We start from the raw sequence: 14,460 nt of genomic DNA on the forward strand, positions 1-14,460 counted from the left end.
GAAAGCTCGCTCGAACCGTTGCGCGGACGGATCTCAGCAGCTCAGGCGGTCACGCGCAGGCGATTGACCGCTGCTTGCCCAGTCATCGTGATGGGGGGAAAGGTGGCAGTGCGCCCTGCGCAGTCGCTGCCGCGCGAAGGCAGGGAAACTCATCGTGGCTTTCCGCTTGGCGCCTGCGAATTTCCTGGATCGGGATTGGGTTGCTGCTCCAGGTGCTCATGCAGTCCGAAGGGCGCCGAGTCATCGTGCTTTGTACTCTCGACATCCTTGCGCTTACTTCGCATGCGCGCCTGGGGCAGCGGCGACGAACCCTCGCCGCCGGCGGCGGTGCGTTTGCTCGAGAGGCGCTCGAGCTTGCGGCCTACTGGCGTGGAAGCCGGATGTCGTGCATGAAGTACCCGGCGCTTAGCGTGTTGACGGCATCGCCAGCAAAGTCCATGAGGATCCGGCTGCGCTCGGGCGTCATGCTGACGGTGATGAACTGAATCGGCCGGCCCTTAGGGTCGTGGATCACGCGCACTACCTTTAGCAGCGGCACGCCCACTTCGGTCTGCAGCAGCCTGCTTCGCGTGGGGTCGCTGATGTCGGCCGAGATTTCTTGGATCACCCGGCCGAACTTCACACCTTGCGCCAGCAGGATCTCGTAGAGCGCATGTTTGCGCAGTGACGCCATCGTGACCTGTTTGCCCAGTTGCGCGGGCACCCAGGCGTCGCTCAGCATGACGGGCATGCCGCTGACGCTGCGCAACCGCAGGGCATGCACGGCCTTCTCGCCCGCGGCCAGCTGCAGCATGGCGGCGACATCGGCCGGCGCCTCAGCGCGTTCCACCAGCAGAACCTGGACGTCGGTACCGCTGGCCGTCTGGCGCAGGCTGTCGATCAGCCCCAGGCTGGGGTTGGGGCGTGCCACCGGCACGCGGTCCTGACGCACGAAAGTGCCGCGCCCATGGCGGCGCTCCACCAGCCCGAGCGCGGCCAGGTCGGCGAGCGCACGCCGCACAGTGATGCGCGACACGCCGAAGCGTTCGCACAGTGCCTCTTCCTTGGGCAGGGCGCCGGTGTCACCGAAAACGCCCCGCGAAATTTCCTCCCTCAGTACGAGGAAGAGTTGCCTGTGCAGCGAAGTCCCCTTGGAGAACGGGGCGGGCGTGGCGTTGTGCTCGAGTGGGGAAGGGGTCATGGCCGGTGCTGTTGAAAGAAACAGCATAAGGCATGTGCTTCGCCCCTTGACTCAAGTTTATGTTGTAATAACAATATGACAACAACAGATTCGGGCGGGCGAATTCACCGCCCGTCGTCGGAGACAAGGAGCAGTAGATGGAAAGGTCGTTCACAAGCGTCATGCTGCTGGCAGCGGCGGCCCTCGTTGGCGGCTGCGCCACGACGGGCGGCTTTCAGGTCAGCGAAGTCGGCAGCTTCCATGCCGGCGGGACGCAGGTCGCGCTGTCGGGCCTCGCCGAGCGCGAGCTCCGCCTGACGCCCAGCGCGCCGGTGATGAAGGTCAACCCCAACGGCGAGTTCGAAACCGGCCAGCTCTACGTGCAGTACGTGAGGCTGGCCGCGCCGCGCGCCCGCTATCCGCTGCTGATGTGGCATGGCGGCGGCCTCACGGGCGTGACCTGGGAGACCAAGCCGGACGGCGCACCCGGCTGGCAGCAGTACTTCCTCCAGGCGGGGCACGACGTCTACGTGTCCGACGCGGTCGAGCGCGGGCGCGCATCCTGGTCACGCTACCCCGAGATCTACACCAGCGAACCGTTTTTCCGGCCCAAGCAGGAAGCCTGGGAAGGCTTCCGCATCGGCGCCGGCTACAGCAAGGATCCGGCGCAGCGGGTGGCGTACCCAGGTGGGCAGTTCCCGGTGGAGGCCTTCGACCAGTTTGCCAAGCAGGCCGTGCCGCGCTGGGCCACCAACAACGCCGCGACCCAAGCCGCCTACGACGCGCTGGTGGCCAAGGTCTGCCCATGCGTGATCGTTGTGCACAGCCAGGGCTCGGCCTTTGCCATGCAGGCTTCGCTGAACGCGCCGGGCAAGGTCAAGGGCATCGTCGCGGTGGAGCCGGGTGGCGCGCCCGACCCGGCCGCCGTGAACCTCACCACCGTCAAGGGTGTACCGCACCTGTTCGTGTGGGGAGACAACCTGGCCGGCAACGAGGGCTGGGCCAGGCTGCGCGCCGCGCCCGATCGCTACCGCGCCGCATTGCTGGCCCAGGGCGGCGTGGCCGACCTGCTGGACCTGCCGGCCAACGGCATCAAGGGCAACTCGCACATGGTGATGATGGACCGCAACTCCGACCAGGTCGCCGCCCGCATCCAGGCGTGGATGAGCGCCAACCGCCTGATGAAGTAACCGACCGCACAAGGAGCATGACATGTCGAAGAACCTGACCCAACGCCCCGCATCGGCGGGCCGCCGTGACTTCCTGGCCCAGGCGGCGCTGTCAGCGCTGGCCCTGCCGGCCTTCGCACAACCGGCCGCCTGGCCCAGCAGGCCCATCAAGCTGTTGATCGGCTACGGCCCCGGCGGCGCCGGCGACACCACGGCGCGGCTGCTGGCCGAGGGCATGCAGAAACTGCTCAAGCAGCCGGTGATCATGGACTACAGGCCCGGCGCCAGCGGCATGCTCGCGGCCGACTTGGTGGCGAAGTCGCCTGCCGACGGGTACACCCTCCACCTGACCGACGACGGTGCGTTGTCCATCGGGCCGGCCACCCGCAAGATCAACTACGACCCGCAGGCATTCACTTTCATCGGAAGCCCGGGCGGCCTGCCGCTGGTGCTGTGCACGCCGCCCAGCCTTCCAATCAACACGGTCGCCGAACTGGTCAGCCACATCAAGGCCCATCCGGGCACGGTGAGCTATGCCACCAGCGGCGTGGGCAGCCTGCCCCACCTGCTCGGCGAGCAGTTCAAGAGCCTCATCGCCGCGGACCTGACCGACGTTCCGTACAAGGGCACCGGCGCGCTGCTGCCCGACCTCATGTCGGGCCGCGTGGCCTTCGCTTTCCCCGCGACCACGGGCGTGCTGAGCCACGTCAAGGCCGGCAGTGTCCGCGCGCTGGCGATCACGTCGCCCAAGCGGATCGCGCTGATGCCCAACGTGCCCACCATGGCGGAAGCGGGCTACCCGCAGATCAACTCGATCTACCGCTCGGCCATTGTCGCGCCGCCCGGCCTGCCGGCTGCCATCGAGGCGCAGCTGACCGCCGCCCTGCAGCAGGTCACGCAGGACCCCGCAACCATCACGCTGCTGGAGACCGGCGGCTTCAACGTGGCGTACCAGCCGCCCGCCGCGACGAAGTTGGTCTTCAAAAACGAGCTGCAGAAGTGGAAGGCGCTGATCGTGGCCAATGGCCTGCACCTGAGCGAATAACCGGCGTACCGCCAAACGGAGAAAACCTTTGAAGACCAACCCAACATTGCGCCAGCAGCTTGCCGCGCCCGGCCTCGTCATCGCCCCCGGCGCCTACGACGGCATCGGCGCGCGGCAGATCGAACAGGCCGGCTTCGGCGCCGTCTACATGACCGGCGCCGGCACGTCTGCGGCCCGCGGTTACCCTGATTTCGGCCTGCTCACGATGAGCGAGATGGTGGAGAACGCGGCCGTGATGGCTCGCTCGATCAACATCCCGCTGATCGCCGATGCCGACACCGGCTACGGCAACGAGCTGAACGTGACCCGCACGGTGCGCGAGTACGAGTCGCGCGGCGTGGCGGCGATCCACATCGAGGACCAGGTCAGCCCCAAGCGCTGCGGCCACCTGGACGGCAAGCAGGTCATTTCGCGCGAGGAATTCGTCTCCAAGATTCGCGCCGCGGTCGAGGCGCGGCACACGCCCGACTTCGTGATCATTGCCCGCACCGACGCACGCGCCATGATGGATCTGGACGAGGCGATCTGGCGGGCCAATGCCGCGCTGCAGGCCGGCGCCGACATCGCCTTCGTCGAAGCCACGCAGTCGCTGGAGGAAATGGCCGAGGTGCCCAGGCGGGTGCAGGGGCCCTGTCTGCTGAATGTGGTGCCGGGCGGCCGCACGCCCAACATCGACCTGCGCGAGGCCGGGGCCATGGGCTACAAGCTGGCCATCCTGCCGGGGCTGGTGCTCGTCGCGGCCATGGAAGCGGCCGACGCCGCGCTCGCCCAGCTCAAGGCGACCCAGATGCCGCCCACCATCACCCGCGGCGTCGCCGAGACGTTCCGGCGGTTCGGTGCCGACGAGTGGGACGCGCTGCGCACCCGCTTCAACGCCGGCGAAACGATGGGGCGCTGAGATGACACGCAGAACCCTCCGGACTTCGGCAGCACTGGCGCTCCTGTGCATGTCCCTGGCCGCAGTGGCGGCGACGCCCACGCCCTGGAAGCCAACTCGCCCCGTCACCCTGGTCGTGCCCTACACGCCGGGCGGCGGCACCGACAGCGTGGCGCGTGCCGTCTCCAAACAGCTTTCGGTGATCTGGGGCCAGCCGGTGGTCATCGAGAACTTGCCGGGCGCGGACGGCCTCATCGGCACCCGCAAGGTCATCGACGCGAAGCCCGATGGCACCACGCTGCTGATGCAGGTGCCGGCCATCGTGCTGACCCGGTACACGCCGGGCCTGAAGGGCGTCGACCCTGTCAGCCAGCTGCAGCCCATCACGGCGGTGGCGCAGGCTTCCAATGCGGTGGTGATCAGCGGCAAGCTGCCGGCGAAATCGCTCGCTGAATTCGTCGAGTACTGCCGCCGACCCGGCCAGCGCTGCTCGGTCGCCACGACCGACAACCAGTCGCGCATCATGTCGCGCCAGTTCGTCTCGGAAGAGAAGCTGGACAGCACGGTCATCGTCAACTACCGGGGCACGGCCGCCATCGTGACCGACATGATCGCCAACAACGTCGACATGGCGTTCACCGGCATTACCGCGGCGCTGCCCCACCACAAGACGGGTGCCTTGCGCTTCATCGCCACGACAGGGGACAGGCGCGCGAGTGCTTTGCCCGACGTCGCCACCACGGCTGAGGCGGGCTTTGCCCAGTACCGGTCCGTCAACTGGTTCGGCCTGTTCGCGCCGCGGGGCCTGCCGCCCGACGCGGCGCAGGGCCTGGTGGCGGCCCTTCGCGAGGCGGTAAAGGCGCCGGACGTGCGCACCGCCATCGTTGCCGCGGGCGCCGAGCCGCTGGTCAGCACGTCCGACGAATTCGCCGCCCAAGTCAAGGCCGAGGGCGACCGCCTCGGCGCGCTCGTCAAACGCCACCCCCTCGAATAACCCAAGGAATCACCATGACCAGACTTGACATCAAGGGCGATGCCCGTCGCATCTTCGACACCCTCAGGAGTGGCGGCATCGCCATCATCCCCAACGACGCGGGCTATGCGCTGATGGGCGGAACGTATGACGCCGTGCACCGCATCTTCCTTGCTAAGAAGCGCGGCGGGCATAAGCGCAACGCGATGCTGGCTTCCATGGCAACGCAGCGCGAACTGCACGTGCTCGACCAGCGCTCGCAGGACATGGTCGAGATGCTGACGCAGGACTACAACCTGACCGTCGGCGTGGCCGCGCCTTACCGCAAGGACCATCCGCTCATGGCCAAGGTCGATCCGCGCCTCATCGAGGCCAGCACCGGCCACGGCACGGTGGGCCTGCTGCTCAATGCCGGGCCGCTGTTCGAGGAAGTCTGCCGGCTCTGCCGCGAAGCCGAGCTGCCCGTGTTCGGCTCGTCGGCCAATCTGACCGGCACCGGCCCGAAGTTCCGGGTGGAAGACATCCAGCCCGAGTTGCGCGCGATTGCCGACGTCATCATCGACTACGGCCTGCGCAAGTACCACCACTACCAGCGCTCGGCCACCACGCTCAGCTTTGCGACCGGCGAGGTCGAGTGCCTGCGCATCGGCTCCTGCTACGAGCTGATCTGCGACGTGCTGCAGCGGCATTTCAACGTCACCCTGGCAAAGGACCCGGGGCGCGAGGTCAATGCGTCGGGCCACCTGCAGGAGTTCGCATTCAAGGAAGTCAGCTACAGCTGAAAGGGCAGGCGACATGAACAGCATCGATATCGCCGGAGACGCCCGGCGCACCATGGACATCATCAAGGCCGGCGGCATCGCCATTGTGCCGAACGACACCGGCTATGCCTGCTGCGGCTCGTCGATGGACCCGCTGCAGAGGATCTACGACACCAAGCAGCGCGGCAGCCACAAGCGCAATGCCATGGGCGCGGACCTCGAGACCCAGCGTGAGCTGCAGCGGCTGAGCCCGCGCGCGCAGCAGATGGTCGAGGCGCTGGTGGCCGACCACGACCTGCCCGTGGGCGTGATCGGCAGCTTCCGCGCCGGCCATCCGCTGCTGCAGAAGCTCGGCGACGAAGGCATGCGCGCCAGCTCGGCCGTCGGCACCATCGGCATCCTGCTGAATGCGGGCCCGTTCCACAAGGAACTGTCGCGCCTGAGCCGCGAGGAGGTGGTGCCGTTGTTCGGCTCGTCCGCCAACCTGACCGGCACCGGGCCGCGCTTTTCGGTCGACGAAATTCCGCCGGAGATCAAGGCCATTGCCGACATCACGATCGACTACGGCCTGCGCCGCTACCACACCTACCGGCGCGCCGGGACGCTGATCAACTTCGACACCCTGCAGGTCGTGCGCATCGGCGCCTGCTACGAGCTGATCTCCGGCGTGCTCAGGCGCTGGTTCGGCCTCGAGCTGCCACCTGATCCTGGCTTCGAGCAGCTGCCCTCGGGGCACCTGAACGAGTTTGGCCTGAAAGGCGTGGAATGAGCGGGCCGGCGCTTCTTGGGCTGATGCAGGAACAGCCCCTGCTGATATCAAGCCTGATCGTGTTTGCCGAGCGGCATCACGGAGACGGCGAGATCGTCTCGCGACGGGTGGAGGGCGACATCCACAGGACCAGCTGGGCCGAAATCGCCCGCCGCTCGCGGCAGGTCGCCAACGCGCTGGACGCGGCCGGTGTCGCGCCCTCCGGCCGCGTCGGCACCATCGCCTGGAACGGCTACCGCCACCTGGAGCTGTATTACGGCGTCAGCGGCGCGGGCCGGGTGCTGCACACGCTCAACCCAAGGCTGCATCCCGACCAGGTGGCCTGGATCATCAACCATGCCGAAGACGACGTGCTGTGCTTCGATCTGAGCTTCCTGCCGCTGGTACAGGCGGTGCATGCGCGTTGCCCCTCGGTGCGGCAGTGGATCGCTCTGTGCGATGCGGACAGGCTGCCCCAGGACAGCGGCATACCCGGCCTCCTCAGCTATGAAGCCTGGATCGACGCATGCAGCGACCGCTATGACTGGCCCGTGTTCGACGAGAACACGGCGTCGAGCATGTGTTACACCAGCGGCACCACCGGCAACCCGAAGGCGGCGCTGTACAGCCACCGCTCCACCGTGCTGCACGCGTACGCCGCGGCGCTGCCTGACGCCATGGGCATCTCGTCGTGCGACTCGGTCCTGCCGGTCGTTCCGATGTTCCATGTCAACGCCTGGGGCATTCCCTATGCGGGCGCGCTGACCGGCTGCAAGCTCGTGTTTCCGGGCCCGGCGCTGGACGGCAAGTCCGTCCATGACCTGATCGAGGGCGAAGGCGTTACCTTTGCCGCCGGCGTGCCGACCGTGTGGCAGATGCTGCTGGCCCACATGGAGGCCGGCGGACTGCGCTTCACCGCGCTGAACCGCACCGTGATCGGCGGCGCGGCCTGCCCGCCGAGCATGCTGCGCGCCTTCAGGGAGCGCTACGGCGTCGAGGTGTTGCACGGCTGGGGGATGACCGAGATGAGCCCGCTGGGCACGGTGTGCACGCTGAAGAAGAAGCACCTCGCGTGGCCGGCCGAGCAACAACTGGCGGTCCTGCAAAAGCAGGGGCGTGCGCTGTTCGGCGTGCAGATGAAGATCGTCGGCGAACAGGGCGAGGACTTGCCCTGGGACGGCAAGGCCTGCGGCGACCTGCTGGTGCGCGGCCCGTGGATCGTGCGCGAATACTTCAAGGGTGAGGGCGGTAACCCGCTGGTCAGGGACGCGGACGGCGCCGGCTGGTTTCCCACGGGTGACGTGGCCGCCATCGACGCCGACGGCTACCTTCAGATCACCGATCGCAGCAAGGACGTGATCAAGTCCGGCGGCGAATGGATCAGCTCCATCGACATCGAGAACATCGCCGTGGCGCACCCTGCCGTGGCCATGGCCGCCTGCATCGGCGTGTCCCACCCCAAGTGGGACGAGCGGCCGATCATCGCGGTCGTGGTGCGCCCCGGCGCGCAGCTCGCAAAGGAGGAACTGCTGGACTTCTACCGCGGCAAGACGGTGGCGAAGTGGCAGGTGCCCGACGACGTGGTGTTCGTCGAGTCGATCCCGCTCGGCGCGACCGGGAAGATGCTCAAGACGAGGCTGCGCGAGCAGCTCAGGGACTACCGGTTGCCGGATGTGACGGCGGCCACCACAACCAATGGATAGCCACATGCCATCCACCACACTGGACAAGATTTGGAACGCGCACAGAATCAAGTCCTCGGCCGATGGCCTGGACCTGCTCTTCGTGGACCGCCACTATCTGACAGACCTGAGCGGCACGCTCGGCCTGGAGGACCTGCAGGCGGCGCGCCGCCCCATCCGGCGACCCGACCTGAGCGTGGCCATTCCCGATCACATGATTGAGACCGAGCCCAACGGCGAGGCGGCAACGCTGCCGGCCAACCGCCGGTTCGTGGAACCGCTGAAGCAGCTGTCCGCGCAGGCCTCGATCCAGCATCTCGGCCGCGAGTCGGGACGGCAGGGCATCGTCCATGTCACCGCGCTGGAAGACGGCCTGACCTTGCCCGGGCTGCTGGTGGTCTGCGGTGACAGCCACACGACGACCCACGGCGCGGTCGGCGCGCTGGCGTTGGGCATCGGCTCCACCGAGGTGGCGCACGTGCTGGCCACGCAGGCGATCTGGGTGAAAAAGCCGCACCAGGCCAGGGTCCGCCTGATCGGGCGAACCGGCGCGGGCGTATTTGCAAAGGACATCGCGCTGGCTCTGATCGCCAGCCTACAGGCAGACTTCGGCCGCGAGCATGCGCTGGCCTTCGAGGGCGAGGCTGTGGACCGCATGTCCATCGAGGAGCGCGCGACGCTTTGCAACATGGCGGTTGAACTTGGCGCCCGCATCGGCTACGTCGTGCCCGACGAGACCACCTTCAGCTACCTCGCGGGGGCGAGGTCGGCGCCAGTGGGCGACATGTGGGACGCCGCCGTCGAGGCATGGCGCGCGCTGCGGCCCGACGAGGGCGCGGTCTACAACAAGGAAGTCGAGTTCGACGTGTCCGGCCTGCTGCCGCAGATCACGTGGGGAACCAGCGTCCAGCATGGGATGGCGATCGACGCAGCCGTCCCCGGCGGCAGCGAACTGGAGGCGTCGCGCGCTTACATGGACGTCAAGCCGGGCCAGAAGCTGGAGGCCACGCCGATCCAGCACGTCTTCATCGGCTCATGCACGAACAGCCGCATCGAGGACCTGCGCATCGCCGCCGGCATTGCCCGCAAGGGCAAGGTGGCCAGCGGTGTGAGGGCCTGGGTGGTGCCGGGATCGCAGGCGGTGCAGCGGCAGGCCGAGGCGGAGGGGCTCGACGCGATCTTTCGCGAGGCCGGGTTCCAGTGGCGCAAGCCCGGCTGTTCCATGTGCGTGGGCACCAACGGCGACACCGTGCCTGCGGGCGAGCGCTGCGTGTCCACCTCCAACCGCAACTTCGTGGGCCGACAGGGCCCCGGCGCGCGGACCCACTTGGCCAGCCCGGCGACGGCCGCCGCCTCGGCGCTGGCCGGGAAGATCGCCGATCCCCGACCCCTGATGGATGCACTGCCATGACCGTCCCATTCCTTCGCCATTTCGGCCGCGCGGCCAGCCTGCCGCTGGACAACATCGACACCGACGTGATCATCCCGATGCAGCAGTTGCTCAGCGTGCCGCGCAGCGAGCTCGGGCGCTGCGCCTTCAATGCGCTGCGCTACGACGAACAAGGCAATCAGCGCGGGGATTTCCCGCTGAACACCACCAAAGGGCGCGGCGCCAGCGTGATCGTGGCCGGCCGCAACTTCGGCTGCGGCAGCTCGCGCGAAGGTGCGGTCTATGCGCTGGCCGGCCTCGGTGTGCGCGTCATGGTCGCAAGTTCATATGGCGACATCTTCTACAGCAACTGTTTGAAGAACGGCATCCTGCCCATCATGCTTTCCCAAGCCGACCTGGACAGTGTCCACGAGGCCATCGCAGGCTCTCAGGAGCCGGTTGACGCCGCCATCGACCTGCAGGCGCAGCGGATTGCCCTCAGCACGGGCCTGTGGTTTCCCTTCGAGATCGACCCGGCGCACAGGCAGCGGCTGATCGACGGGACGGACGAGGTGGCGCTCACACTACAGGCCGAAGATGACATCCGCCGCTTCGAGCAGGGTGACCGGATGGCCCGCCCTTGGGCGCAACGGGCGGACGCATGACGGACGGCCCGCAGCAGACCCCGGGGCTGGTTTGCCTCGTTGCCGTCGGCGATGTCTTCCTGAACCGCGACAACCCGGCGGAGTCGTTCGTCCACGTCGGCGAGCTCCTGAAGGCAGGAGACATCACCTTCGGCAATTCGGAAGGCACCTACGCGGTCAACGAGACACCTGACGCGCACATGATGGCCGCGATCATCGCGTCGCCCGACAACATCAACGCGCTGGCGCAGACCGGGTTCGACGTCATGTCGGTAGCTAACAACCACATCAACGACTGGGGCCGCGCGGGCATGCAGTCCAGCGTCGAAAGGCTGCGCCGCGAGGGCATCCAGCCCGTCGGTTATGGACGCAACCTGGACAAAGCCTTTGCCCCGGTCCATGTGACATCCGACGGCAAGCGGGTGGCGTTCGTCGCCGCATCAATGATCGGTTCGTGGAACGCCGCGGCCACGGCCGATGGCGACGGCGTTGCCATGCTGGAGATCGCGACGGAGTACCACGACCTGCACCGGCAACCCGGCAGCCCGCCGCATGTGCGGTCACGGCCGACCGAAGCGGCCGCTGCGCGTGTAGCCCGCAGCTTCGAGGCCGCGAAGATGGACGCGGACTTCGTTGTGGCAAGTTTTCACTGGGGCGTGCACTGCTTTCCCGCCAGCTTGGCGGAGTACGAAGGGATTCTGGCGCGGCTCGCCATCGACCATGGGGCGGACGTCGTGTTGGGGCACCACCAGCACATTCTCAAGGGCGTGGACTTCCACAAGGGCAAGCCCATCCTGCACGGGCTCGGCAACTTCGCATTCGACCTCGTAGACATCGAGAAGATCGCGTCGCCCGCCGCGGTGCGCGAGACCATCGAGATTTACGGCGAGTACGGCATTTTCTCGCGCGAGGGTTACCCGACCGTGCCCTTCCATGAGGAGTCGCGGATGACGGTGGTGGCCCATGTCGGGCTTCGGGCGGGTCACGACCCGGTCGTCGAACTGACGCCGTGCATGATCAACACGAAGGGCCAGCCGGTGCCGATTCCCGCGTCAGATGAAGCTGCGTTTGCCCGCTTCCTGGCCTATGTGAAGCGGATTCACTGGCTGGCGGATCTGGACAGCGACATCCGGCAGAACGGTGACCTCATTTCGATTCGACCCGGCCCCGGCCATGCAGGACGGTGACGCAGGGCCAGCGGCCGTCATCCGGTGCGCATCTTGCGGCGCCGGCAGTGATGTCGACGGGCGCGACGACGCTGGGGGGCGGTGCGACGTTGCGCACGTGCAGCAGTGACCAGGTGACCGTCAGGTCCTGCACCTTGCGCACGTCGATCGTTCCGGCGTCAATCATTTTCGACGGCGCCGAACACGGCAGTACGCTGTGGCCCACGCCATCCGCGGCGGCCTGAGTGCGGATGCGCACGGCATCGGCCTTCAGTACGATCTGAGTCGCGTGCCGGCATCGATCATGGCGGTGTCGAGCAGCCCCCGCCGTCTATGCGCAGAACTGTCCCGGAAAGTTCAGGAATGTGTTCCCGACTTCACGTGAGCTCAAGCTGATGGGCGAAAAGCTGTTCTAAATTGTTGATTTGCTGAAGGATTTCCAGTGGAAACCATTTTCAGCCGCCGACTTCGCGGCTCGTCTCCAGATTGAAAGATCGAGCGCGTCCAAGCTGCTGTTGCGATAAGACGACTTATCGAAACAGCTGCGCTCCTTAAAGGGTCATGTCCGGCTGCCTGTGCGGAACGCCATGGAACATTCGAGAACGCGGCCACGCAGAATGCGCAGCTTGCGATCGATCGTCGAACTAAACGCAAGGATCCCCGCCGACGCGGCCGTGGCCTCTCTCGCCTGCTTCGCCGCTAGAGCGGCAAAATACAGCCACAAGCCACTTTCGGCCACAAGAGGACATCGAAGGAATTCGGCGAATGCCTTCAGAAGTTCTTCACCACACCAATCACCCACATGCCGTGCTATTCCCCTTGGAACGAGTACCTAGAGCTAGGTACCCCACAGTTTGAACAGGCGAAGGCTGTCGTCGTGGCCAAGCTCAGGGCGGTGACGCACATCATCGACTACTACTACCAATCACACGGCTTGCAACTGCCGGCACTTGCCGAAGGCACGGTGATCGATTCGCACCGCCAGCCTCGATCGCTGCGTGAGTTCGCCTTGCGCGAGATGATCTGCCACCACTTCTCCTGCGATGGGGTCGACTTCTGCTCCCTCTACGATGTTGCATCGTTGCTGAGTCCGCAGGTTGAAAAGGAGAGAGCCTATCTGGCGGTAGTGCTACCCTGTGCGACGCTTATGCGAACGCACAAGGAGCGCTTTGCGCCCTCAAGGAGGGCCGAGGATCGCCTTGACTTCTGAATCAATTTTCGCGGATCGGATTTGGGCCTGCCGGGGCCTGCCGGGGCCTGCCGGGGCCTGTCGGGGCCTGTCGGCGTGAGTCTGAATCCGGCCAGAACCGGACATTCACACTCACGGCTTGAAGGAAATCGATGGCTTGGATTCGAGACATCAACGGTCTCTACAACTTCATCGGCTATGTCGTGCTTTGCGCACCGGACAATTTTCCGGTCAGGGACTACCTTACGGCCGATCAGCAAATGACGCTGGATCGGGCGTTTGCTGAACTGCGCCACGGAGTCAAGTTGGTCATGGCTGACGCTCCCGACTTGCCGCGCATCAACGATTTGGAGAGCGTGCTCGACGAGGCGCTCGGCCTGTATCGAAACGGAGAGATAGTTCGGGCGGCCCAAAGACTTCACGACTTTGAAGCGATGATCTTCAAGTCTTGAATCGGCCAAGAGCAGAAGTTTGGAGGGGCAATTTGTCATCCTTGATGTATCTCGAAGATGGGCGGGCACTGAACCGTTCCAATCTAGGCTACTGCGGCATGCTGGTCCTAATCGCTCGCGAAATTCCCGAACAGCACAAGAGGCTACGCACATGGTTGGAGGACCTCTCCGACCGAACTGCACCCTTCTGTGAGTTCGACATACGCGGGCTGTCGGACGAACATCGACAGATGTTTTGGACTGCCGCCGCTCGTGCTGGCGTGATCATCCGAGCGAAATACGGTGGCGACGCGATGCCGAATAACGCGTGGGCGGCGGAAAACCTCCTGCATTTGTTGCGAATGCATAGCAGCATCGTGGCTGGCGAGCCGCCGTCGGCTCTTAACGATCTGGATATGACAACGCCGTATTCAGGTATGCCTGAAGATCTTCAACTGCTCTGGCGTGATGCGACAGCCTGACAGGTCTCGGCCCAATCGCCGCTTCGGGCCCCACTGCGGCGGCCGCGCGACCGGCTACAGTCGGCCAAGACCAGTCATTCGGGCCCTCAAATTTGCTCCAAGGCGGTCGTTCCTCCCATGCATCTACCTCATGCCAATTGACGTTCTGCTCTCGGTTCCCGCCGGCGGAAAGACCGCGCAGTATCTCTTGCTTTGCGCATCGCTTCGCGACGCCTTGAGCGTTGCGAAGGTGAGTGAGCAACTTCTGCTCATCGACGCGAAGTCCGCCTTGTTGCTCGAAGACGTCTACGGGCATACACATAAACCACCGGATTCTGATGAACTACTTTGGCGTACGGAGAACGCTCGTCCTGTATTGCACGAAGCCGACCTCCGCGATGACGAAAAGGAGGGCTACCTCGGAAAGTGGAATCTGGATTTCCTTACATGGCTTCGACAAATTGCCGTCGCAGTTTCCGAACCGGTCGCGATCGAATACGAGCACGAACGTGGCGACACGCCCTATGAGTCGGCTTGGTGGACCTGCGACCCACTTTCGGAAACTGGCGAAGTCGAGACCTTTGGTATCCAGAGCAACGATGGAATAGACAAGCCCGAATGGCGTGCTGAGGTAGTACGTTGTGCAGATGGCCGCATCGAAATTCGCTGAACGAGGCGGCATACGGCCAGGACCGGTCACTTGGCGTCGGAGCCAGACACCCTCGGAAGCGGTCTAGTCATCTAAATCCGCGTTACGCAGCTCAGTGGCAGCATAGAAACATAGGA

General features: G+C 65.6%; 16 protein-coding genes. 14 read left to right on the forward strand and 2 right to left on the reverse strand.

The window, feature by feature from the left end:
- Nucleotides 1–361 precede the first annotated feature (361 nt).
- Entirely contained in the window at nt 362–1,180 is an 819-nt protein-coding gene (locus R0232_RS42985) for a GntR family transcriptional regulator (RefSeq protein WP_431513426.1), read from the reverse strand.
- Between the two features lie 137 nt (nt 1,181–1,317).
- Between R0232_RS42985 and R0232_RS42990 the strand changes: the two genes are divergently transcribed.
- From R0232_RS42990 to R0232_RS43035, 10 genes are read left to right on the forward strand one after another with little or no spacing between them, the layout of a single operon-like run.
- Entirely contained in the window at nt 1,318–2,349 is a 1,032-nt protein-coding gene (locus tag R0232_RS42990; protein ID WP_431513427.1) for an esterase, read from the forward strand.
- 22 nt (nt 2,350–2,371) lie between these two features.
- A complete protein-coding gene (locus tag R0232_RS42995; protein WP_431513428.1) occupies nt 2,372–3,373 on the forward strand; it encodes a Bug family tripartite tricarboxylate transporter substrate binding protein in 1,002 nt (333 codons plus the stop codon).
- A 28-nt stretch (nt 3,374–3,401) separates the two neighbouring features.
- Nucleotides 3,402–4,271 carry an isocitrate lyase/PEP mutase family protein gene (locus tag R0232_RS43000; protein WP_431513429.1) on the forward strand — a complete coding sequence of 290 codons (870 nt, stop codon included), beginning with the start codon at nt 3,402–3,404 and terminating at the stop codon, nt 4,269–4,271.
- A gap of 49 nt (nt 4,272–4,320) precedes the next feature.
- Complete coding sequence (locus R0232_RS43005) at nt 4,321–5,244, forward strand: Bug family tripartite tricarboxylate transporter substrate binding protein (protein ID WP_431513430.1); 924 nt, start codon at nt 4,321–4,323, stop codon at nt 5,242–5,244.
- A 14-nt stretch (nt 5,245–5,258) separates the two neighbouring features.
- The gene (locus R0232_RS43010; RefSeq protein WP_203208085.1) at nt 5,259–6,005 is read left to right on the forward strand and encodes a Sua5/YciO/YrdC/YwlC family protein; all 747 of its coding nucleotides are present in this window, start codon (nt 5,259–5,261) and stop codon (nt 6,003–6,005) included.
- Nucleotides 6,006–6,018: 13 nt separating this feature from the next.
- Nucleotides 6,019–6,753, forward strand: coding sequence for a Sua5/YciO/YrdC/YwlC family protein (locus tag R0232_RS43015; protein WP_203208084.1), 735 nt, complete (start codon nt 6,019–6,021; stop codon nt 6,751–6,753).
- Nucleotides 6,750–8,435: a 3-(methylthio)propionyl-CoA ligase gene (locus R0232_RS43020; protein ID WP_431513431.1), complete on the forward strand. Its 1,686-nt coding sequence runs from the start codon at nt 6,750–6,752 to the stop codon at nt 8,433–8,435. Before R0232_RS43015 ends, R0232_RS43020 begins: the two co-directional genes overlap by 4 nt.
- 4 nt (nt 8,436–8,439) lie before the next feature.
- Nucleotides 8,440–9,825: a 3-isopropylmalate dehydratase large subunit gene (locus R0232_RS43025; protein WP_431513432.1), complete on the forward strand. Its 1,386-nt coding sequence runs from the start codon at nt 8,440–8,442 to the stop codon at nt 9,823–9,825.
- The gene (gene leuD, locus R0232_RS43030) at nt 9,822–10,448 is read left to right on the forward strand and encodes a 3-isopropylmalate dehydratase small subunit (RefSeq protein ID WP_431513433.1); all 627 of its coding nucleotides are present in this window, start codon (nt 9,822–9,824) and stop codon (nt 10,446–10,448) included. The genes R0232_RS43025 and leuD overlap by 4 nt, the downstream gene beginning before the upstream one ends.
- Entirely contained in the window at nt 10,445–11,614 is a 1,170-nt protein-coding gene (locus tag R0232_RS43035) for a CapA family protein (RefSeq protein WP_431513434.1), read from the forward strand. Before leuD ends, R0232_RS43035 begins: the two co-directional genes overlap by 4 nt.
- Here the strand turns inward: R0232_RS43035 and R0232_RS43040 are convergent.
- On the reverse strand, nt 11,574–11,852 hold the full coding sequence (locus R0232_RS43040; RefSeq protein WP_431513435.1) for a hypothetical protein: 279 nt from the start codon (nt 11,850–11,852) through the stop codon (nt 11,574–11,576). The two genes, R0232_RS43035 and R0232_RS43040, sit on opposite strands and share 41 nt — an antisense overlap.
- Before the next feature lie 618 nt (nt 11,853–12,470).
- On the opposite strand from R0232_RS43040, the gene R0232_RS43045 reads away from it, so the two are divergent.
- The 4 genes from R0232_RS43045 (at nt 12,471) to R0232_RS43060 (ending at nt 14,344) form a co-directional block, all read left to right on the forward strand.
- A complete protein-coding gene (locus tag R0232_RS43045; RefSeq protein WP_281081750.1) occupies nt 12,471–12,803 on the forward strand; it encodes a hypothetical protein in 333 nt (110 codons plus the stop codon).
- A gap of 131 nt (nt 12,804–12,934) precedes the next feature.
- Nucleotides 12,935–13,234 (forward strand): hypothetical protein, encoded by a 300-nt coding sequence (locus R0232_RS43050; protein WP_431513436.1) that lies wholly within the window; start codon nt 12,935–12,937, stop codon nt 13,232–13,234.
- 98 nt (nt 13,235–13,332) lie between these two features.
- Nucleotides 13,333–13,695, forward strand: coding sequence for a hypothetical protein (locus R0232_RS43055; protein ID WP_431513437.1), 363 nt, complete (start codon nt 13,333–13,335; stop codon nt 13,693–13,695).
- A 130-nt stretch (nt 13,696–13,825) separates the two neighbouring features.
- Nucleotides 13,826–14,344, forward strand: a complete 519-nt coding sequence (locus tag R0232_RS43060; protein WP_431513438.1) for a hypothetical protein — start codon at nt 13,826–13,828, stop codon at nt 14,342–14,344.
- The last annotated feature ends 116 nt before the right edge of the window (nt 14,345–14,460 follow it).

It is taken from the genome of Variovorax sp. DAIF25, assembly GCF_050711835.1.
GTDB lineage: Bacteria > Pseudomonadota > Gammaproteobacteria > Burkholderiales > Burkholderiaceae_C > Variovorax.